This is a genomic window from Klebsiella sp. CN_Kp088 (genome assembly GCF_040064335.1).
GTDB classification, from domain to species: Bacteria; Pseudomonadota; Gammaproteobacteria; order Enterobacterales; family Enterobacteriaceae; genus Klebsiella; species Klebsiella aerogenes.
Genome location: NZ_JBEAIQ010000025.1, coordinates 41,073 through 61,516, shown reverse-complemented (window position 1 = coordinate 61,516; position 20,444 = coordinate 41,073). Strand labels below are relative to the sequence as shown.

At 55.3% G+C, this 20,444-nt stretch carries 18 protein-coding genes; 10 read left to right on the top strand and 8 right to left on the bottom strand.

Annotated features, from left to right (window positions below; genetic code table 11):
• Positions 1 to 232: 232 nt before the first annotated feature.
• From ABLV08_RS15665 to dnaA, 7 genes are all read right to left on the bottom strand, one after another.
• The gene (locus ABLV08_RS15665) at positions 233 to 1,372 is read right to left on the bottom strand and encodes a BamA/TamA family outer membrane protein (RefSeq protein ID WP_077203993.1); all 1,140 of its coding nucleotides are present in this window, start codon (positions 1,370 to 1,372) and stop codon (positions 233 to 235) included.
• Positions 1,369 to 2,382 carry a hypothetical protein gene (locus ABLV08_RS15660; RefSeq protein ID WP_072206474.1) on the bottom strand — a complete coding sequence of 338 codons (1,014 nt, stop codon included), beginning with the start codon at positions 2,380 to 2,382 and terminating at the stop codon, positions 1,369 to 1,371. Before ABLV08_RS15660 ends, ABLV08_RS15665 begins: the two co-directional genes overlap by 4 nt.
• 319 nt (positions 2,383 to 2,701) lie before the next feature.
• The gene (gene yidA, locus ABLV08_RS15655; protein WP_015369035.1) at positions 2,702 to 3,514 is read right to left on the bottom strand and encodes a sugar-phosphatase; all 813 of its coding nucleotides are present in this window, start codon (positions 3,512 to 3,514) and stop codon (positions 2,702 to 2,704) included.
• A 202-nt stretch (positions 3,515 to 3,716) separates the two neighbouring features.
• Positions 3,717 to 6,131, bottom strand: a complete 2,415-nt coding sequence (gene gyrB, locus ABLV08_RS15650; RefSeq protein ID WP_015703899.1) for a DNA topoisomerase (ATP-hydrolyzing) subunit B — start codon at positions 6,129 to 6,131, stop codon at positions 3,717 to 3,719.
• Between the two features lie 28 nt (positions 6,132 to 6,159).
• On the bottom strand, positions 6,160 to 7,233 hold the full coding sequence (gene recF / locus ABLV08_RS15645; protein ID WP_015369033.1) for a DNA replication/repair protein RecF: 1,074 nt from the start codon (positions 7,231 to 7,233) through the stop codon (positions 6,160 to 6,162).
• 148 nt (positions 7,234 to 7,381) lie between these two features.
• On the bottom strand, positions 7,382 to 8,482 hold the full coding sequence (gene dnaN / locus ABLV08_RS15640) for a DNA polymerase III subunit beta (RefSeq protein WP_015369032.1): 1,101 nt from the start codon (positions 8,480 to 8,482) through the stop codon (positions 7,382 to 7,384).
• A 4-nt stretch (positions 8,483 to 8,486) separates the two neighbouring features.
• On the bottom strand, positions 8,487 to 9,887 hold the full coding sequence (gene dnaA / locus ABLV08_RS15635; protein ID WP_015703901.1) for a chromosomal replication initiator protein DnaA: 1,401 nt from the start codon (positions 9,885 to 9,887) through the stop codon (positions 8,487 to 8,489).
• Between the two features lie 619 nt (positions 9,888 to 10,506).
• Between dnaA and rpmH the strand changes: the two genes are divergently transcribed.
• The 9 genes from rpmH (at position 10,507) to ABLV08_RS15590 (ending at position 18,204) form a co-directional block, all read left to right on the top strand.
• The gene (rpmH, locus tag ABLV08_RS15630) at positions 10,507 to 10,647 is read left to right on the top strand and encodes a 50S ribosomal protein L34 (protein WP_015369029.1); all 141 of its coding nucleotides are present in this window, start codon (positions 10,507 to 10,509) and stop codon (positions 10,645 to 10,647) included.
• A gap of 15 nt (positions 10,648 to 10,662) precedes the next feature.
• Positions 10,663 to 11,022, top strand: a complete 360-nt coding sequence (rnpA, locus tag ABLV08_RS15625; protein ID WP_015703902.1) for a ribonuclease P protein component — start codon at positions 10,663 to 10,665, stop codon at positions 11,020 to 11,022.
• A complete protein-coding gene (yidD, locus tag ABLV08_RS15620) occupies positions 10,986 to 11,243 on the top strand; it encodes a membrane protein insertion efficiency factor YidD (protein WP_015703903.1) in 258 nt (85 codons plus the stop codon). The genes rnpA and yidD overlap by 37 nt, the downstream gene beginning before the upstream one ends.
• 2 nt (positions 11,244 to 11,245) lie before the next feature.
• Complete coding sequence (gene yidC, locus ABLV08_RS15615) at positions 11,246 to 12,892, top strand: membrane protein insertase YidC (protein ID WP_015369027.1); 1,647 nt, start codon at positions 11,246 to 11,248, stop codon at positions 12,890 to 12,892.
• 140 nt (positions 12,893 to 13,032) lie between these two features.
• Entirely contained in the window at positions 13,033 to 14,397 is a 1,365-nt protein-coding gene (gene mnmE / locus ABLV08_RS15610; RefSeq protein WP_015703904.1) for a tRNA uridine-5-carboxymethylaminomethyl(34) synthesis GTPase MnmE, read from the top strand.
• Positions 14,398 to 14,593: 196 nt separating this feature from the next.
• The gene (locus ABLV08_RS15605) at positions 14,594 to 15,778 is read left to right on the top strand and encodes an MFS transporter (protein ID WP_045412595.1); all 1,185 of its coding nucleotides are present in this window, start codon (positions 14,594 to 14,596) and stop codon (positions 15,776 to 15,778) included.
• Positions 15,747 to 16,685, top strand: coding sequence for an HTH-type transcriptional regulator YidZ (gene yidZ, locus ABLV08_RS15600; protein WP_348856026.1), 939 nt, complete (start codon positions 15,747 to 15,749; stop codon positions 16,683 to 16,685). The genes ABLV08_RS15605 and yidZ overlap by 32 nt, the downstream gene beginning before the upstream one ends.
• Before the next feature lie 330 nt (positions 16,686 to 17,015).
• A complete protein-coding gene (locus ABLV08_RS15595; protein WP_161798780.1) occupies positions 17,016 to 17,600 on the top strand; it encodes a hypothetical protein in 585 nt (194 codons plus the stop codon).
• Positions 17,601 to 17,637: 37 nt separating this feature from the next.
• Positions 17,638 to 18,204: an NADPH-dependent FMN reductase gene (locus ABLV08_RS15590; RefSeq protein WP_015369022.1), complete on the top strand. Its 567-nt coding sequence runs from the start codon at positions 17,638 to 17,640 to the stop codon at positions 18,202 to 18,204.
• A 46-nt stretch (positions 18,205 to 18,250) separates the two neighbouring features.
• Here ABLV08_RS15590 and ABLV08_RS15585 read toward each other — a convergent pair whose 3' ends face one another.
• On the bottom strand, positions 18,251 to 19,588 hold the full coding sequence (locus tag ABLV08_RS15585; protein ID WP_015369021.1) for an NCS2 family permease: 1,338 nt from the start codon (positions 19,586 to 19,588) through the stop codon (positions 18,251 to 18,253).
• Between the two features lie 170 nt (positions 19,589 to 19,758).
• On the opposite strand from ABLV08_RS15585, the gene yieH reads away from it, so the two are divergent.
• A complete protein-coding gene (gene yieH / locus ABLV08_RS15580) occupies positions 19,759 to 20,424 on the top strand; it encodes a 6-phosphogluconate phosphatase (RefSeq protein WP_032713001.1) in 666 nt (221 codons plus the stop codon).
• The last annotated feature ends 20 nt before the right edge of the window (positions 20,425 to 20,444 follow it).

The following is a 20,444-nucleotide window of genomic DNA, read 5'->3' as shown; positions in this document are numbered from 1 at the left end:
GAGAGTCCTTATGCTCTATGTGTACTGCTCTACTTTACCGTCGCTGTCGAATTTCGCCTCACTTTTGTACTACTAGCGTGATGTCAGGCGTCGTCGTCATGAGCTCAATGTAGTACAACATGATTGTGTTGTACTACAATTTAGATCACAAAAAGAACAACCCATAAAAATAAAAATGCCTGTGACCACGACAGATGGCGCCGTCAAAGCAGGGAAGGAGGGTAAATAAGAGTTAGAACGCTTCGCCGACCTGGAAGTAAAAGCCGCTGCTGCCCTTACCGATACCGTAGTCGAGGCGAATATTAACGCGAGGTTTGAATTCAAAGCGGTAGCCGACGCCCGCCGAAGGTAGCCAGCGTCCATCATTCAGTGAATCAATGGATGGCCCCATGGTGCCCGCGCCGACCCAGGCAACAACGCCGTGTCGCCACGTCAACTGACGACGATATTCCAGCTGAGAGCTGACCACGTTTTTATCGCGGTAGCGCCCCTGGTAGTAGCCGCGCATACGCTCATCGCTACCGAGCAGCGGCATCATGCTCCACGGCACATCGCCCTGAGTAAATGTGCCATCCGCTTCCCAGGCCAGCACGCTTTTATCGCTCAGGGCCTGATAGCGGCTGTAGTGCAGGCGAAACTCATCAAAACGCGTGTCGCTGCCGAGCCCCGGCGCATAGTGGGTATAGCGAAAATCGGCGTATTGGCCCTTGCGTGGGTTGGGGACAAAATCGCGATCGTCCCAGTTGATATCAATACTGGCGCCGGAGCTGAATACCGATGGCCCCTGCGGGGTGTTTTCTATTTTCGGCAGATCGTCATGGTCCATCTCATCGGCATTTTGCGCCGCCAGCGACCACCCCGCCCCCAGATAAACATTATCGATGAGCTGCCGGTAGAGCATCGGGCGCAATGTCAGCACCTGGGCGGTATATTTTTCTTTCTCATTGTCTTTGTCGCCGGCGTGAAAACCTTGTCCCCAGTAGTAAGTCGGTGTGTTGGCCATCGAGCCTTCAACAAATACCCGCCACAAATCATTGTCGAAAAAGGCATAGTTTTTAACGCTAAGGCCAAACGCGCCGGTGGAGCTGACGTAGCCGCTAAGCGTCAGCGTGGAGTTCTGGCTGATGGTGTCATGTGGGTCCGGGCGATACATGCCCACAACAGCCGTACCCAATCCAAGCCCCAGCTCCGGCGTATAAAATGGCCCCGGCATGACGCCCCAGTCGATGCCTTTGCTGGCGTCAAACTTGTCGCTGGCGCCAAGGTTTTGCAACCAGCCGTCGATTTTTTCGCGGCTAAGCGCCTGTGCCTGCGCCTGCCCCATAACAAGGCAGGTTAGCAACAGCAGGATAGGGTTAAACGGTCGGCTCAAAAGCGATACTCGCCGGCGATAAAGAAACTATTACGTTCGGCAAAACCAAACTCCGTAGTGATATTAAAGTTCCGGGTCATCTCATACTGCGCGCCCACCAGCACGTTCCACGGCGACTGCAGATGCTGTTTCACATCAAAGCGACCGTTGCCGTTCTTATTGGCCAGATTGACCATGTTTTGCAGCATCGTCGACGGCATCGACAGATCGTTCAGGCTGCCCTTAAATTCTTGCTGCACATCCTGATACATGCTGCCGACCCAGACATTCAGCTTCCCGTTCGGCAGATGCAGCGCATCTACCGACGGCGTATTGAAACGATAGCCCAAACGCGGCGAAAAGGTGAAAGCATCAATGCTGCCGTCGAGGATATCAAAACGCGTCTGCGTATAGTTGGCATCTAATACCGTGAACCAGTTGCCGACGCCGCCCACCAGCGTGGTACCGACGCCGTAGGTAGTGCCTTTAAAATCAAGACGAAAATCAAGATTCTGCATACCTGGCATAGGCACCACTTTACCATTCGGCCCTTTCAGGCCAACGGCGATTTGCGAGATAGAATGGCCTTTAGTGTGTCCAACCAGACCATAGACGTTCATAAACGGCAGCAGCCAGGCATCCAGCTTAAGGGTCTCGGTTTTGCTACTTTCTCGCGTATTACCGACGCCAATCTGGAAGGCATTATCTAGTGAAAAATGACCTAACGATAAACCGGTAAAATTAATGCTATCGACATTAATATTCTGCCGCATATCCATATAGTTAACGCCGACGCCAAATGGCAGCGGTAGGACGTAGCCACGCTTTCGGGCTTCATCGCCTAAAAAAGGCAATACCGATGTCGATTCCGGCGCCGCGGCCTGGCTATTGTCAGGCGCGGGCAGATCCGCCGGTTCGCTACCGTGCCAGGCATATATGGGCTCAAGTTGAGCCGTTGGTTCTGCGGCCGCGCAGGCCTGAAAAGAGAGAAAAGGCAGCGCAACCAACATCAAAAGGTGATTTTTATTCATGGGAAATATGATGTTAGTTCTTAAGAACAGAATTCATAAAATGGGGCGGGTAGCTTATAGAATCCCCTGCGCTAATTAAGGGATTTAAATGCGGATTAACATCTATTCATGAAAAAAGAGAAGACAGGCCCGGAGAATTCGGGGCCTGAGATTGATGACAAACCTCATGCAACCGTTGCACTTACAAATTGCACCAGACAAAAAACATGGAAAATCAATTTATTGATTTTCGGCTGATAACCACAAAGAAGGAAAAACCACGCTTTTTCCTTCTTTGTCAGCAGTCTGAGGCCCGGAGAATTCCGGGCCCGAAATGCGCTTAGGCTAAAACGTATTTTTCAATGGCGAAGGCGACGCCATCTTCAAGGTTCGATTTGGTGACGAAATTCGCCGCTTCTTTAACGGTCGGGATGGCGTTATCCATCGCCACGCCGACGCCGGCAAATTCAATCATCGCAATATCATTTTCCTGATCGCCAATCGCCATAATTTCTTCCGGCTTAATACCCAGCGTATCGGCCAGCGACTTCACGCCGGTGCCTTTATTGACGCGTTTATCGAGGATTTCGAGGAAGTACGGCGCGCTTTTCAGCACGGTATACTTCTCTTTCACTTCCGCCGGAATACGAGCGATGGCCCGATCGAGAACGGCAGGCTCATCGATCATCATCACCTTCAGCAGCTGAATGTTACGGTCCATTTTTTCTGCTTCGCAGAATACCAGCGGAATGGTCGCCACGTAGGATTCATGCACCGTGTAGTAGCTGATATCGCGGTTCGCGGTATAAAGCGTATTACGATCGAGCGCGTGGAAATGCGAGCCGACGTCACGAGAGAGTTGCTCAAGGAAGCGATAATCATCGTAGCTTAACGCCGTTTGTGCCACGGTGCTGCCGTCGCTGGCTTTCTGAACCAGCGCACCGTTATAGGTGATGCAGTAGTCGCCCGGCTGTTCCATGTGCAGCTCTTTCAGGTAGCTATGAACACCAGCGTAAGGGCGGCCAGTCGTCAGCACCACGTTAACGCCGCGGGCGCGCGCTGCCGCGATGGCGGTTTTCACCGCCGGAGAAATGGTATGGTCCGGCAGCAACAGCGTGCCGTCCATATCAATTGCAATCAGTTTAATAGCCATGGGATCCCCGGGTAAGATGAGTCTTTACTCATGCTAACGCGATTCCGCTCAAAAAACAGCTCTCGCAACGGGAGAAAACGAGGATGGATTGCGTGGGAGGATTCCTCTTTTGCCGCAAAAGAAAAACCCGGCAGCGCAACGCATACCGGGTTTAGCAAAGCCGTGGCCCCGGTAGACAGTATGTCGCCGGGGAAATACAGGCTTAGATATCGATGTTCGCCGCTTTCAGGGCGTTCTCTTCGATAAAGGCGCGACGCGGTTCAACGGCATCGCCCATCAGGGTGGTGAACAGCTGGTCGGCGGCAATCGCATCCTTCACGGTGACGCGCAGCATGCGGCGGCTGTCCGGATCCATGGTGGTTTCCCACAGCTGATCCGGGTTCATCTCGCCCAGACCTTTATAACGCTGGATAGAGAGGCCGCGACGCGACTCTTTCACCAGCCAGTCGAGCGCCTGTTCGAAGCTAGCTACCGGCTGGCGGCGCTCGCCGCGTTCGATAAACGCGTCGTCTTCGATAAGCCCGCGCAGCTTCTCGCCGAGGGTGCAGATGCGGCGGTATTCCGCGCCGGTGATGAACTCGTTATCCAGCGGGTAGTCGGTATCGACGCCGTGGGTACGCACGCGCACGATAGGCTCGAACTGCTGCAACTCGCTGTTTTCACGAATATCAAACTTCCACTGGCTGCCGTGCTGCTCTTTTTCGTTCAGCTCGCTAATCAGCTGATTAACCCAGCGGGTGACGGTCTGCTCGTTGCTCAGATCGGCTTCGGCCAGCGTCGGCTGATAGATAAGCTCTTTGAGCATCGCTTTCGGGAAACGGCGCTCCATGCGGCCAATCATTTTCTGCGTCGCGTTGTACTCGGCCACCAGTTTTTCCAGTGACTCGCCGGCTAAGGCCGGTGCGCTGGCGTTGGTGTGCAGGGTCGCGCCGTCGAGCGCGATGGAGATCTGGTACTGATCCATCGCTTCGTCGTCTTTAATGTACTGTTCCTGCTTGCCTTTCTTCACTTTGTACAGCGGCGGCTGAGCAATGTAAACGTGACCGCGTTCAACGATTTCCGGCATCTGACGATAGAAGAAGGTCAACAGCAGGGTACGAATGTGCGAGCCGTCGACGTCCGCATCGGTCATGATGATGATGCTGTGATAACGCAGTTTATCCGGGTTGTACTCATCGCGGCCGATGCCGCAGCCCAGCGCGGTGATAAGCGTGGCTACTTCCTGAGAAGAGAGCATTTTATCGAAGCGGGCTTTCTCAACGTTAAGGATTTTACCCTTCAGCGGCAGGATAGCCTGGTTCTTACGGTTACGGCCCTGTTTCGCAGAGCCGCCCGCGGAGTCCCCTTCCACGAGGTACAGTTCAGACAGCGCCGGGTCGCGTTCCTGGCAATCCGCCAGTTTGCCCGGCAGGCCTGCCAGGTCAAGCGCGCCTTTACGACGGGTCATTTCACGGGCGCGACGCGCGGCTTCACGCGCACGCGCGGCGTCGATAATTTTGCCGACCACGATTTTCGCATCGGACGGGTTTTCCAGCAGGTATTCGCTCAGCAGTTCGTTCATCTGCTGTTCAACCGCCGATTTCACCTCGGAGGAGACCAGCTTGTCTTTAGTCTGAGAGGAGAACTTCGGATCCGGCACCTTTACGGAAACCACGGCAATCAGGCCTTCACGCGCATCGTCGCCGGTAGCGCTGACTTTCGCCTTTTTGCTGTAGCCTTCTTTATCCATGTAGGCGTTCAGGGTACGGGTCATCGCCGCGCGGAAGCCCGCCAGGTGAGTACCGCCGTCGCGCTGCGGAATGTTGTTGGTAAAGCAGTAGATGTTTTCCTGGAAACCATCGTTCCACTGCAGCGCCACTTCAACGCCAATACCGTCTTTTTCGGTGGAGAAATAGAAGATATTCGGGTGGATCGGCGTTTTGTTCTTGTTGAGATACTCAACAAACGCCTTGATGCCGCCTTCGTAGTGGAAATGGTCTTCTTTGCCGTCGCGCTTATCGCGCAGGCGGATAGAGACCCCGGAGTTGAGGAACGACAGCTCGCGCAGACGTTTCGCCAGGATTTCGTATTCGAATTCAGTGACGTTGGTAAAGGTTTCCAGGCTTGGCCAGAAACGCACCATGGTACCGGTGCTTTCGGTTTCACCGGTTACCGCCAGCGGCGCCTGCGGCACACCGTGCTCATAAATTTGTTTGTGAACTTTGTTATCGCGTTGGATAACCAGCTCCAGCTTCTGCGACAGGGCGTTAACCACCGAGACGCCTACGCCGTGCAGACCGCCGGACACTTTATAGGAGTTATCATCGAATTTACCGCCGGCGTGCAGGACGGTCATGATAACTTCCGCCGCGGAGACGCCCTCTTCCGGGTGAATGCCGGTTGGGATGCCGCGGCCGTCATCCTGTACGGAGACGGAGTTATCGCTGTGGATAGTAACAACGATGTCTTTACAGTAACCTGCGAGCGCTTCGTCGATAGCGTTATCCACAACCTCGAATACCATGTGGTGCAGACCGGTGCCGTCATCCGTGTCGCCGATATACATACCCGGGCGCTTACGCACCGCATCCAGCCCTTTCAGGACTTTGATACTGGAGGAGTCATAAGAATTCGACATCAACGTTTCTCGCTCATTTAATCTTGGGTTAATCCGTTATTTTACCCTTTTCCACGGTGAACATCTTCGAATTTTTGTCCGACATGTCCATTACGTGTTCAGCGCTGATTGCGCTGACGAAAACCTGCGATTGCGTGGCTTTTAAGCGGCTGGCAAGCAACCCGCGCCGGGCATCGTCAAGCTCCGAGGCAAAATCATCTATCAGGTACAGGCAGCGCCGCCCGCTTTCGCGGGTCAGGAACTCGCCCTGCGCCAGTCGTAGGGCGCACATCAGCAGCTTAAGCTGCCCGCGCGACAAGGTGTCTTCCACCGGCGCCCCATCGGCGCGAATGCGAAAATCCGCTTTATGCGGACCGTGGGCGGTGTAGGTTAACATTCTGTCGCGTTCGAAATTCCGCTCCAGCACCTCGGCGTAGTCCGTTTCTTTTTCCCAGCCGCGCTGGAAAGAGAAGGTGAGGGTGAATTCCGGTAAAAATTGCTGACAGGTATCCGCCATGTCTTCGACAATAGCGGCGCTGTATTCGGCACGCCAGCGGCTGATTTGTTCCGCCAGCGGGATTAATTCCAGGTCCCACGGCCGCAGTTGCGCATAGCGGCTCACCTGGCGCAGCGCGGCGTTGCGCTGTTTCAGCAGGCGCTTCAGGTTGCTCCAGGCGGTGAAGAATCCGGCTTCGTTATGAAAGCATCCCCAATCAAGGAACGCTCTTCTGTATTTGGGGCCGCCGTTGAGTAAAGTAAACCCCTCCGGCGTGATCAGCTGCATCGGCATCAGGTGCGCCAGTTCCGCCACCTTGTGGCCATCGGTGCCGTCGATACGCACTTTGCTGTCGCCCTGTTTGTCTTTGGTCAGGCCAATGGCGGTTTCCCGCTCTTCGCCCTGTAAACGCCCGTGCAGGACAAACGAATCCTGCTCGTGACGAATTACCCGGCCAATTTGCAAACTGCGAAACGCCCTGCCATGGCCGAGCGTATAGATAGCTTCCAGCACGCTGGTTTTGCCGCTGCCGTTTGCGCCAACCAGGAAGTTAAAGCTGGGGGATAAAGCGAGATCCGCATTTTCGATATTGCGGAAATCTTTGATTAGGAGTCGGGATAGCGACATATCAGCTCGTCATCATTCAAGGGGCGTGGGTGTCGCAGCCAGTTCGTCTACCGCCAGCGCGCAGAAAGCGGAGCGTACACGAAGTACGTGAGCATTTCGAGCACTGCCGGAAGGCGAAATGGCAAGTAAACCAGCCCCTTTGCAGATTCTACAATCTCATAGGCATGACAACATAGGCGGCGGACTGTGAAGCCGCATCCTCAATCTGCACGCTCGATACGGAATCCGTCAGCAGTATGCGCACATTCTCGCACTTCAGCGCATTGAGCACATCCAGCACGTAGCTAACGTTAAAGCCGATTTCCATCTCGCTGCCCGAATAAGTGACATCGAGAATCTCTTCCGCCTCTTCCTGTTCCGGGTTATTCGCGGTGATTTTCAGCTGGTTTTCGCTGACGTACAACCGCACGCCGCGGAATTTCTCGTTCGACAGAATTGCCGCGCGGGCAAAGGCCTGCTTGAGAATGTCGCAGCCGGCATCAAGGTGTTTATCCGGGTTTTTCGGCAATACGCGGCGATAGTCCGGGAAACGGCCATCAACCAGCTTCGAGGTGAAGATAAAATCGCCGACGTGAGCACGGATATTGTTGCTGCCGATCTGCACGCGCAGCGGCGTATCGCCGCCATCGAGCATACGCATCAGCTCAATCACCCCTTTACGCGGCACGATCACCGAATGGTTCGGCAGCGACTCTTCCAAAGGCATTGAACAAACCGCCAGACGGTGGCCATCGGTGGCGACGGTGCGCAGTTCGCTACCTTCGGTTTCAAACAGCATGCCGTTTAAGTAGTAACGGACATCCTGGTGCGCCATCGAAAACTGGGTGGCTTCAATCAGGCGCTTCATCGTCGCCTGCGGCAGGGTAAATTCCACTTCGCTCTGCCAGTCGTCGAGATTCGGGAAATCGGCGGCAGGCAGGGTCGACAGCGAGAAGCGGCTGCGGCCGGAGCGCACCAGCATACGGTCGCCTTCAAGCTGCACGGCGATCTCCGCGCCTTCAGGCAGGCCGCGGCAGATATCAAAGAATTTACGCGCCGGAACGGTGGTGGCGCCCGCTTCGTGCGGCTGAATCAGCGACACGCGCGCGACCATTTCCATTTCCAGATCGGTACCGGTTAGCGACAGCGTGCCGTCCGCGACCTGAAGCAGCAGGTTACCGAGAATTGGCAGCGTCGGACGACCACCTAACGGACCGCTCACCTGTTGCAGCGGTTTTAATAAATGTTCACGTTCTACGGTAAATTTCATAGCGTCACGAGGATAATGTTCTGATTAAATTGGAAAAATCTTCTTTAATATCGTGGCTTTCTTCACGCAACTGCTCAATCTTACGGCAGGCGTGCAGCACGGTGGTATGGTCGCGACCGCCAAACGCATCGCCGATTTCCGGCAGGCTGTGGTTGGTCAGCTCTTTGGCCAGCGCCATCGCCATCTGGCGTGGGCGCGCCACCGAACGGGAGCGGCGTTTGGACAGCAGGTCCGCTACCTTAATCTTGTAATACTCCGCCACCGTCTTTTGAATATTGTCGATGGTGACTAATTTTTCCTGCAGCGCCAGTAAATCGCGCAGCGCTTCGCGCACGAAATCGATGGTGATCGCCCGGCCGGTAAAGTTGGCGTTAGCAATGACGCGGTTCAGCGCCCCTTCCAGCTCACGCACGTTCGAACGCAGACGCTTAGCGATAAAGAATGCGACTTCGCCCGGCAGGCGGATATCGTTCTCATCGGCTTTCTTCATCAGGATCGCGACGCGGGTTTCCAGTTCAGGCGGCTCGATCGCCACCGTCAGGCCCCAGCCAAAGCGCGATTTCAGACGATCTTCAACGCCGTTGATCTCTTTTGGATAACGATCCGAAGTGAGGATGATCTGCTGATTACCTTCCAGCAAGGCGTTGAAGGTATGGAAGAACTCTTCCTGCGAACGCTCTTTATTGGCGAAGAACTGAATATCATCGATCAGCAGGGCGTCAACGGAGCGGTAATAGCGTTTAAATTCTTCGATGGCGTTGTTTTGCAGGGCTTTAACCATGTCCTGCACGAAACGCTCGGAGTGCATATAAACCACTTTAGCATTTGGCTTACGCGCCACAATGCCGTTGCCGACGGCGTGCAACAGGTGGGTTTTACCCAGACCGGTGCCGCCATAAAGGAACAGCGGGTTATACGCGCCGCCCGGGTTATCGGCCACCTGACGCGCCGCCGCGCGTGCCAGCTGGTTAGATTTACCTTCGACGAAGTTATCAAACGTATGCTTGACGTTGACGTTGGAACGGTAGGTGGGCTCTGCCGGCGCCGGAACGTTATCCCAGCCCTGACGGGCGACAGCCGGCGCGACGCGCGCGGTTTGCACCTGAGCGGCCGGGATCGCCGTGGCGACGTTGGCCGTCCCCTGGTGGGACGGCGCCGCAGGCTTCGCGCCCACTTCAAAGCGCAGCTGTGGGGCGTCCGCACCACAAAAGTCATTGAGGAGCCCATTGATATTATTGAGGTATTTGTCCCTTACCCAATCGAGCACAAAACGGTTTGGCGCATACAGTGCCAGCGTGTTATCGCTCAGTTCCGCCTGCAATGGGCGGATCCACATGCTGAATTCTGTGGCTGGTAACTCATCCTGCAATCGGGCAAGACACTGCTGCCAAAGCGAAAGTGACACGGCGGACTCCACTCGAACATAAAATCGATATAAAAGAAAAACTGAAACAATCGTGATTGTTGGCACACGTCGCAAGACCCTGCATTAGCCGAAAAAGCCCCTGCGCAAAAGGGGTGACGTGCGAACCGCTATTTGCGGTTTTACCCGGGACGGATCCGTGGATCGCGATCGGGACCGGGGATCATAGCCTAAACTGAGAAAGAGATCTTGTGTTTCTCAACAGATTCTTCCCGATTTATCCACAGGAGGATCGAAACCGGGTAAGTGTAATCGATCCTGGCGAGAGTGCGGCACGATTTCGCCCGCATATTGGAAAAATTAATGAGCTATGCCGGTTTTGAACAGAATTGATCTAACAAAGATCCTTTACGATCCTTGCGCTTTACCCGCCAGGCCGTATAATCCCCCACCCGGCGCGTAACGCCCGTTTTCGCAACTCGTCTCAGCTTATTTTTTGTGCGGCAAGGTGCGAGAAATAAGGAAAGAGAATTGACTCCGGAGTGTACAATTATTACAATCCGGCCTCTTTAATCACCCACGCTGAGGCGTAAGTCGTTCGAAGTTCGTTCGGGTCTACGCAAAAGTCAGTGAATTTATTCAAGTTTAGGTAGAAATCGCCATGAAACGCACTTTTCAACCGTCTGTACTGAAGCGCAACCGTTCTCACGGCTTCCGTGCTCGTATGGCTAATAAAAATGGTCGTCAGGTTCTGGCACGTCGTCGTGCTAAAGGCCGCGCTCGTCTGACCGTTTCCAAGTAATAAAGCTAACCCTGCGTGGTTAAGCTAGCATTTCCCAGGGAGTTACGTTTGTTAACTCCCAGTCATTTCACTTTCGTCTTCCAGCAGCCACAACGGGCTGGCACGCCGCAAATCACCATCCTCGGCCGCCTGAATTCGCTGGGGCATCCCCGCATCGGTCTTACCGTCGCCAAGAAAAACGTTAAGCGCGCGCATGAACGCAATCGGATTAAACGTCTGACGCGTGAAAGCTTCCGTTTACGTCAACATGAACTCCCGCCAATGGATTTCGTGGTGGTGGCAAAGAAAGGGGTTGCCGACCTCGATAACCGTGCTCTCTCGGAAGCGTTGGAAAAATTATGGCGCCGCCATTGTCGCCTGGCTCGCGGGTCCTGATAGGCCTTATCAGGGTCTATCAGCGCCTGATTAGTCCGCTACTCGGGCCGCACTGTCGTTTCACGCCAACCTGTTCTCAATACGGAATTGAGGCATTGCGCAGGTTTGGAGTGATAAAAGGCAGTTGGTTGACGGTGAAACGCGTATTAAAATGCCACCCTTTACACCCTGGTGGTGACGACCCCGTCCCGCCTGGACCATTTGATACCAGAGAACACTAACGATGGATTCGCAACGCAATCTTCTTATCATCGCTTTGTTGTTCGTGTCTTTCATGATCTGGCAAGCCTGGGAGCAGGACAAAAATCCGCAAACCCAGCAGCAGACCACGCAGACTACGACCACAGCAGCGGGTAGCGCCGCAGACCAGGGCGTACCGGCCAGTGGCCAGGGGAAACTGATTACGGTTAAAACTGATGTGCTTGATCTGACCATCAACACCAGCGGTGGTGATGTTGAGCAAGCGCTGCTTCCGGCTTACCCGAAAGCGCTGAAATCTACTGAACCGTTCCAGTTACTGGAAACCACGCCACAGTTTATCTATCAGGCACAGAGCGGCTTAACTGGTCGTGACGGCCCGGATAACCCGGCTAACGGCCCGCGTCCGCTGTATAACGCTGATAAAGATGCGTATGTACTGGCTGACGGCCAGAACGAAATCGTTATTCCGCTGACCTACACCGACAAAGCGGGCAACGTCTTCACCAAAACCTTCACCCTGAAACGCGGTGATTATGCGGTGAACGTTGGCTACAACGTGAAAAACGTCGGCGAAAAACCGCTGGAGATCTCCTCCTTCGGTCAGCTGAAGCAAACAGCAGCGCTGCCATCAAGCCGCGATACGCAAACCGGCGGTCTGTCTACCATGCACACCTTCCGTGGCGCGGCGTACTCCACTGCTGATTCGAAATACGAAAAATATAAATTCGATACTATCGTCGATAACGAAAACCTGAACGTCAGCACCAAAGACGGTTGGGTGGCGATGTTGCAGCAGTACTTCACCACCGCGTGGGTTCCGCATAACAACGGCACCAACAACTTCTATACCGCTAACCTCGGTAATGGCGTTGTCGCTATCGGCTATAAATCACAGCCGGTACTGGTGCAGCCAGGTCAAACCGACAAGCTGGAAAGTGTGCTGTGGGTCGGTCCGGCTCTGCAGGATAAAATGGCTGCCGTCGCGCCGCACCTGGATCTGACCGTCGACTACGGCTGGCTGTGGTTCATCTCCCAACCGCTGTTTAAGCTGCTGAAATTCATCCACGGCTTCCTCGGCAACTGGGGCTTCTCGATTATCGTCATCACCTTTATCGTTCGTGGCATCATGTACCCGCTGACTAAAGCGCAGTACACCTCCATGGCGAAGATGCGTATGCTGCAGCCGAAGATTCAGGCTATGCGCGAGCGTCTGGGCGACGATAAACAACGTCAAAGCCAGGAAATGATGGCGCTGTATAAAGCAGAAAAAGTTAACCCGCTGGGTGGCTGCTTCCCGCTGATTATTCAGATGCCAATCTTCCTTGCGCTGTACTACATGCTGAGCGCCTCGGTTGAACTGCGTCATGCGCCGTTTATCCTGTGGATCCATGACCTGTCCGCGCAAGACCCGTACTACATCCTGCCGATCATCATGGGCGCGACCATGTTCTTCATCCAGAAGATGTCGCCGACCACCGTGACCGACCCGATGCAGCAGAAGATCATGACCTTTATGCCGGTCATCTTCACGGTGTTCTTCCTGTGGTTCCCGTCTGGTCTGGTGGTGTACTACATCGTCAGCAACCTGGTAACCATTATTCAGCAGCAGCTGATTTACCGTGGTCTGGAGAAGCGTGGCCTACATAGCCGCGAGAAGAAAAAATCCTGATTCGGTGTAGGCCGGATAAGGCGAAGCCGCCATCCGGCAATGCGCGCCGGGTTGCCTGATGGCGCTAACGCTTATCAGGCCTACAATCAAAAGGCGGTCGAATGACCGCCTTTTTTTATTGCGATTTGAAGAGACATATCATGAGCCATAACGACACTATCGTCGCCCAGGCAACCCCACCGGGACGCGGGGGTGTGGGCATCCTGCGTATCTCCGGCCTTAAGGCGCGCGACGTCGCGCAGGCGGTACTCGGCAAGCTGCCGAAGCCGCGCTATGCCGACTATCTGCCGTTCAAAGACGCCGACGGTACGCCGCTGGATCAGGGGATTGCGCTGTGGTTCCCGGGACCCAATTCCTTTACCGGCGAAGATGTCCTCGAACTGCAGGGCCACGGCGGCCCGGTCATTCTGGATCTGCTGCTCAAACGTATTCTGACGTTGCCCGGCGTTCGCATCGCCAATCCGGGCGAGTTTTCCGAGCGCGCGTTCCTCAACGACAAGCTCGACCTGGCGCAGGCAGAGGCCATCGCCGACCTTATCGACGCCAGCTCAGAGCAGGCGGCCCGTTCGGCGTTGAACTCCTTGCAAGGGGCCTTCTCCGCGCGTGTGAACCATCTTGTGGAAGCGCTCACTCACCTGCGCATCTACGTGGAAGCGGCGATTGATTTCCCGGATGAAGAAATTGATTTCCTCTCCGATGGTAAAATTGAAGCCCAACTGAACGACGTGATCGCCGATCTCGATGCCGTCCGCGCCGAAGCCCGTCAGGGCAGCCTGCTGCGTGAAGGGATGAAAGTGGTGATCGCCGGACGGCCAAACGCCGGTAAATCCAGCCTGCTCAACGCGCTGGCCGGACGAGAAGCGGCGATCGTCACCGATATCGCCGGCACCACCCGCGACGTACTGCGCGAACATATTCACATCGACGGTATGCCGCTGCATATCATCGATACCGCAGGCCTGCGTGACGCCAGTGATGAAGTGGAGCGTATCGGCATTGAACGCGCCTGGCAGGAGATCGAGCAGGCGGATCGGGTGCTGTTTATGGTCGACGGCACCACCACCAGCGCCGTTGACCCGGCGGAGATCTGGCCGGACTTTATCGAGCGCCTGCCCGCTAAACTGCCGATTACCGTGGTGCGTAATAAAGCCGACGTCACCGGCGAAGCGCTGGGGCTCAGCGAAGTAAATGGCCACTCACTAATCCGCCTGTCGGCGCGTACCGGTGAAGGGGTCGAGGTGCTGCGCAACCACCTTAAGCAGAGCATGGGCTTCGATACCAACATGGAAGGCGGCTTCCTCGCCCGTCGTCGCCACCTGCAAGCGCTGGAAACAGCTGCGGACCATCTGCAGCAGGGCAAAGCGCAGTTGCTGGGCGCCTGGGCCGGTGAATTACTGGCGGAGGAGCTGCGTCTGTCGCAACAGGCATTAAGTGAAATCACCGGCGAATTTACCTCTGACGATCTGCTGGGCCGCATCTTCTCCAGTTTCTGTATCGGTAAGTAAGCGTTACTGGTAAGCATCTACTAACCCGCCATAACCTTCTGTTATGGCGGGTTTTTTATTTGATTGCCTTAATCACATCAACTCTGTGAAGCAATCAACTGTTTTTCCTTTCAGGAAAAGAGTGTTGTCCAAATGGCAACTCGTACTCCCCGGCGTTAGCCACTATGCTGTACGCCATTCTTATTGCGAGGGTCCTATGGCACGCTTTCTTATCTGCAGTTTCGCATTGGTACTGCTCTATCCATCCGGCATTGATATGTATCTGGTCGGTCTACCGCGCATCGCCCAAGATCTTGGCGCCAGCGAGGCACAGCTGCATATCGCCTTTTCGGTCTATTTAGCCGGCATGGCTACCGCGATGCTTTTTGCCGGGCGAGCGGCGGATAAATCCGGGCGTAAACCGGTCGCGATTTTCGGCGCCATCACCTTCATACTGGCCTCGTTGTTGTGCTCGCAGGCGCATAACAGCACGCATTTCCTGATCGGCCGCTTTATCCAGGGGATCGGCGCGGGAAGCTGCTACGTCGTCGCTTTTGCCGTTCTGCGCGATACGCTGGACGAGCGCCGCCGCGCCAAGGTACTGTCGCTGCTTAATGGCATTACCTGCATCATTCCCGTTCTCGCGCCGGTACTTGGCCATCTGATCATGTTGAAATATCCGTGGCAGAGCCTGTTCTACACCATGACAGGCATGGGGGTCATGGTGGGGTTATTGTCGGTGTTTATCCTGCGTGAGACGCGCCCGACAACGCATCCGCAGGCAGACGCACAGCACAATGGCGCCGCTGAGTCGCTGCTAAACCGTTTTTTCCTCAGCCGCATAGTCATTACGACTCTCAGCGTCACCGCAATTTTGACCTACGTAAACGTCTCTCCGGTGCTGATGATGGAAGAGATGGGTTTCGACCGCGGAACTTATTCAATGGCGATGGCGCTGATGGCAATGGTCAGCATGGCCGTGTCGTTCTCCACGCCGTTCGCTCTGACGCTGTTTAAACCGCGTACCCTGATGCTGACCTCGCAGACTTTGTTCCTTATCGCTGGCGTGGTATTGAGCCTCGCCGCCAGCCAGCCCATCACCATGCTGGGATTAGGTATGATCTGCGCGGGTTTCTCGGTTGGCTTTGGCGTCGCGATGAGCCAGGCGTTGGGGCCTTTCACGCTGCGGGCGGGCGTCGCCAGCTCCGCCCTCGGCATCGCCCAGGTCTGTGGTTCTTCGCTGTGGATTTGGCTGGCGGCTATCATCGGGCTGAGCGCCATGAATATGCTGATCGGGATACTCATTGCCTGTAGCATAGTCAGTATTGTTCTGATACTGGTCGTCTCGCCGGCGCGCGCGACGCAATATGATGAAGAAATCCCTGTCGAGTCTCGATCTTAACTTACTGTTATGTCTGCAGCTTCTGACCCAGGAGCGCAGCGTCACCCGCACGGCGAAACGGATGAACGTTTCGCCGTCGGCGGTGAGTAAATCATTGGCCAAGCTACGCACCTGGTTTGACGATCCGCTGTTTGTTAAAACACCGCTAGGGCTGGCGCCAACGCCGTTAATGAGCAGCATGGAGCAGGATCTTGCCGACTGGATGCAGATGGGCAATCAGATCCTCGATAAACCGCACCACACTATGCCAAGCGGCCTGAAGTTCGAGCTGGCGGCAGAATCACCGCTGCTGATGATCCTGTTCAACGCCCTCTCCCAGCAAATTTATCAACGTTATCCACAAGCGCTGATCCGTTTACGCAACTGGGATTACGACTCGCTGGATGCCATCATTCGCGGCGAGGTTGATATCGGTTTTTGCGGCAAGGAAACCCATCCGCGTTCGCGCGAACAGCTGAGCCTGCTGCCGTGGTATATCGATTTTGATGTCCTGTTTAGCGACCTGCCGCAGGTGTGGCTGCGCGCCGATCATCCGGCGCTCAATGAAGAGTGGAACCTGGCGGCTTTCCTGCGCTATCCGCACATCAATATCTGCTGGGAACAAAGCGATACCTGGGCGCTGGATGATGTGCTGCATGACCTGGGCCACAAACGGACGGTTGCCCTGACCCTGCCCGGCTTTGAGCAGTCGCTGTTTATGGCGGCGCAACCAAATCACACCATGATAGCCACCGCGCCGCGCTACTGTCAGCACTACAATCAGCAACATCATCTGCCGCTGGTTTCGCGCCCGCTGCCGCTGGAGCCGCAGCTGCTGGAAAAAATGCGCGTGCCGTTTACCCTGCTGTGGCATAAGCGTAATAGCTATAATCCAAAGATCGTATGGCTCAGAGAGACCCTCAAATAGCTCTATTCCAATACGCTGTAGGGAAATTGCCCATCATCCTCACGTTGTTGCGCAAGAAATTGTAAAAGTCAGACATTATCCCTTCTCAAGGAAGAATTTCCGCATTAAAACCTGCTCATTGTGAGCGATAATATCATTCACAATTTTTATCTCTGACCATTAATCACGGAGCGACGAATGGCAACGCATTTTGCAAGAGGGATACTCAACACCAGGGAGCCGCTATCGACGCGTTTGTCGGCGGCATGTCATCAATCCGCACGTAACCTACCCGAATACCGACAGAGCCGCTATCGCGCCTCGCGTTCGCTGCTCGCTGAACTGCTTTTCATGCTTTATGGTATCGGCGAGCTGCCGGAAATCATCAGCGAACCCAATGGACGGCCCGTATTTCGCGATCCCCACCTTCCCCGCTTTTCCATCTCTTATGCCGGGAATATCGTCGGCGTAGCGCTGACGACCGAAGGTGACTGCGGTCTCGATATGGAACTACAGCATGCCTCGCGTGGCGTCCATCCGCTACATGCAGCCGATCGCTATGTCTTCAATAGCAATGAGAATTTATGGATTAACATCCAGCACGATCCGGATGAAGCCCGCGCCCAACTGGTGGCGCTGCGCCGCAGCGTGCTGAAGCTCACCGGTGAAGCCCCCGTGCGAGTACAACTGCTGCCGGGGTCTGGTCGCCTGCGTACCGCTGGCACCCAATCGATTGAAGCCATCTGTGATGCTGAAACGTTGCTGGTGTGGTCAATCGCCGTCACCCCGAATATCGGGCCGCTGAAGGTCTGGGAATTTGATAGTAAAGAGGGCTGGCGCTGCCTGCCTGATGCGCAAACGCGCGCCAAAGAGACTGACGCGCGCCTGATGCGCTTTACCAGCTTACCGGTAGAAAAAGTATTCTCCCTCAACTGACCGGTTTAGCCGGCCATCATGATGCAAAGGAGCACTCATGTCTGATACGTTGAAAGTTGTTACGTTACTCGGAAGTCTACGCAAAGGTTCTTTTAATGCCATGGTTGCGCGCACGCTGCCGGGCATTGCGCCTGCGGGCATGGAAATCTCCGCGCTGCCGTCGATCGGCGATATCCCGCTGTACGATGCCGATATCCAACAGGAAGAGGGGTTCCCGCAGAGCGTGCAGGCGATCGCGAAACAAATCCGCGAAGCGGATGGCGTGGTGATCGTTACTCCGGAATATAACTACTCGGTACCCGGCGGTCTGAAGAACGCTATCGACTGGCTCTCGCGTCTGCCGGAACAGCCGCTGGCCGGTAAGCCGGTGCTGATCCAGACCAGCTCCATGGGCGCCATCGGCGGGGCCCGCTGCCAGTATCATCTACGCCAGATTCTGGTCTTCCTCGATGCGATGGTCATGAACAAGCCGGAATTTATGGGCGGTGTGATTCAGAACAAAGTCGATCCGCAGGCGGGTGAAGTGGTCGATCAGAGCACACTGGACCATCTGCGCGGCCAGTTGACCGCCTTTGGCGATTATATTCAGCGGGTTAAAGCATAAAAAAAAGCCCGGCAGCGATGCCGGGCCATTTCATCATGCGTGCGGATCAATGCGCATCGATAAAGACAATTTTCAGCACGAACAGCAGCGAAACGATGATCACGCACGGGCTGAGTTCACGCAGACGGCCGGTACCAATCTTCATCACGCAGTAGGAAATAAAGCCCAGGGCGATACCTTCGGTGATCGAGAAGCTGAACGGCATCATCACCGCGGTGATAAACGCCGGTACCGCTTCCGTCAGGTCATCCCACTTCACGCGCGCCAGGCTTGAGGTCATCAGCACGCCAACGTAAATCAGCGCCCCAGCGGCGGCATAGGCCGGAACCATCCCCGCCAGCGGCGACAGGAAGATGACCAGCAGGAACAGGATACCTACGACAACGGCGGTCAGGCCAGTACGCCCGCCAACCGAAACGCCGGAGGAGGATTCGATATAGGCCGTAACCGAAGAGGTGCCAATAAAGGAGCCGGCAACAGACGACACGCTATCGACGAACAACGCCTGCTTCATGCGTGGGAATTTACCCTGCGCATCTGCCAGCCCGGCTTTATCGGTGACGCCAATCAGGGTGCCGGAGGAGTCGAACAGGTTAACCAGCATGAACGAGAAGATCACGCCCGCCAGGCCAAGGTTCAGCGAACCGGCCAGATCGACCTGACCCACAACCGAGGTCACGCTCGGCGGCGCGGAGACGATGCCGGTATAGTGCACATCGCCGAGCATCCAGCCCAACAGGGTGGTGACGACGATGGAGACCAGCACGGCGGCATGAATATTACGCGATGCCAGGATAGCGATAATAAAGAATCCGAGCACGCCCAGCAGCACGCTGTGGGAAGTCAGGTTGCCGATGCTGACCAACGTGTCCTGGTTCGCCACGATAACGCCGGCGTTCTTCAGGCCCATCATGCCGATAAACAGCCCGATACCGCTGGTGATACCCACGCGCAGGCTCACCGGGATATTGGCAATCATCCAGTAGCGTACGCGGAAGAGGGTCAGCAGCAGCAGGCCAACGGCGCCCCAGAAAATCGCGCCCATACCCACCTGCCACGGCAGGCCCATCGCCTGAACTACCACGAAGGCAAAGAAGGCATTCAGACCCATCGCTGGCGCCAGCGCCACCGGCAGATTCGCGAACAGACCCATCAGAATGCTGCCGAAGGCAGCGATCAGACAGGTGGTCACAAAGACAGCGCTGGTATCCATACCCGCCACGCCAAGAATTTGTGGGTTCACGAAGACGATGTAGACCATCGTCAGGAACGTGGTGAAACCGGCGATCGCTTCAGTGCGCACCGTGGTGCCGTGCTCGCGCAGTTTAAATACGCGCTCCAGCAGACCCTGGCCAGAAGACTGGCTGGTTGGTTGTTGACTCATTATCGGTTTCCGAACGTAAAGGAGGGAAAATTCGAGGCTATCCTATACCAAATTACGGCACCAGGCGCGGTTGTATGGTAATTTTTTTCATTTATTTTGCTTATACGGCAACGATTGCGTCGCGGCATTGAGCATTACGAAAACGTTAAACTTGTTAAACTGGAAAGAGTATGACCCAACCACAAGCAGTATTTTTCGATTGTGACGGCACGCTGGTCGATAGCGAGGTGATTTGCTCACGCGCCTATGTTCACATGTTTCAGGAATTCGGTATTACGCTGGATTTAGCCGAAATTTTTAAGCGCTTCAAGGGCGTTAAGCTGTACGAGATTATCGACACCATCAACGCTGAATATGGCGTTAACCTGCAGAAAGAGACTCTGGAGCCGGTGTATCGCGCCGAAGTCGCCCGTCTGTTCGATAGCGAGCTGGAGGTCATCCCCGGCGCCGCTGCGCTGCTGGACGCGGTGAAGATCCCCATGTGCGTGGTGTCGAATGGCCCGGTCAGTAAAATGCAGCATTCGCTCGGTAGAACGCAGATGCTGCACCACTTCCCAGACCGGCTGTACAGCGGTTACGACATTCAGCGCTGGAAACCCGACCCGGCGCTGATGTTCCATGCGGCAGAGGCCATGCAGGTACAAGTCGAAAACTGTATTCTGGTCGATGATTCCAGCGCGGGAGCCCAATCAGGAATTGCCGCGGGTATGGAAGTCTTTTACTTCTGCGCCGACCCGCACAACCAACCGATCGATCATCCGAAAGTAACGACCTTTACCGATTTAGCTGAGCTGCCGGCATTGTGGAGAGCGCGTGGCTGGGATATTACTCGTTAAGACCCGACGTCACTACGCTC

Excerpts from the sequence above, each read along its gene's own strand:
- ABLV08_RS15660 (WP_072206474.1), bottom strand. The coding sequence starts at position 2,382 with ATGAATAAAAATCACCTTTTGATGTTGGTTGCGCTGCCTTTTCTCTCT.
- yidA (WP_015369035.1), bottom strand. The coding sequence starts at position 3,514 with ATGGCTATTAAACTGATTGCAATTGATATGGACGGCACGCTGTTGCTG.
- gyrB (WP_015703899.1), bottom strand. The coding sequence starts at position 6,131 with ATGTCGAATTCTTATGACTCCTCCAGTATCAAAGTCCTGAAAGGGCTG.
- recF (WP_015369033.1), bottom strand. The coding sequence starts at position 7,233 with ATGTCGCTATCCCGACTCCTAATCAAAGATTTCCGCAATATCGAAAAT.
- dnaN (WP_015369032.1), bottom strand. The coding sequence starts at position 8,482 with ATGAAATTTACCGTAGAACGTGAACATTTATTAAAACCGCTGCAACAG.
- rpmH (WP_015369029.1), top strand. The coding sequence starts at position 10,507 with ATGAAACGCACTTTTCAACCGTCTGTACTGAAGCGCAACCGTTCTCAC.
- yidD (WP_015703903.1), top strand. The coding sequence starts at position 10,986 with ATGGCGCCGCCATTGTCGCCTGGCTCGCGGGTCCTGATAGGCCTTATC.
- yidC (WP_015369027.1), top strand. The coding sequence starts at position 11,246 with ATGGATTCGCAACGCAATCTTCTTATCATCGCTTTGTTGTTCGTGTCT.
- mnmE (WP_015703904.1), top strand. The coding sequence starts at position 13,033 with ATGAGCCATAACGACACTATCGTCGCCCAGGCAACCCCACCGGGACGC.
- ABLV08_RS15605 (WP_045412595.1), top strand. The coding sequence starts at position 14,594 with ATGGCACGCTTTCTTATCTGCAGTTTCGCATTGGTACTGCTCTATCCA.
- yidZ (WP_348856026.1), top strand. The coding sequence starts at position 15,747 with ATGAAGAAATCCCTGTCGAGTCTCGATCTTAACTTACTGTTATGTCTG.
- ABLV08_RS15595 (WP_161798780.1), top strand. The coding sequence starts at position 17,016 with ATGCTTTATGGTATCGGCGAGCTGCCGGAAATCATCAGCGAACCCAAT.
- ABLV08_RS15590 (WP_015369022.1), top strand. The coding sequence starts at position 17,638 with ATGTCTGATACGTTGAAAGTTGTTACGTTACTCGGAAGTCTACGCAAA.
- ABLV08_RS15585 (WP_015369021.1), bottom strand. The coding sequence starts at position 19,588 with ATGAGTCAACAACCAACCAGCCAGTCTTCTGGCCAGGGTCTGCTGGAG.
- yieH (WP_032713001.1), top strand. The coding sequence starts at position 19,759 with ATGACCCAACCACAAGCAGTATTTTTCGATTGTGACGGCACGCTGGTC.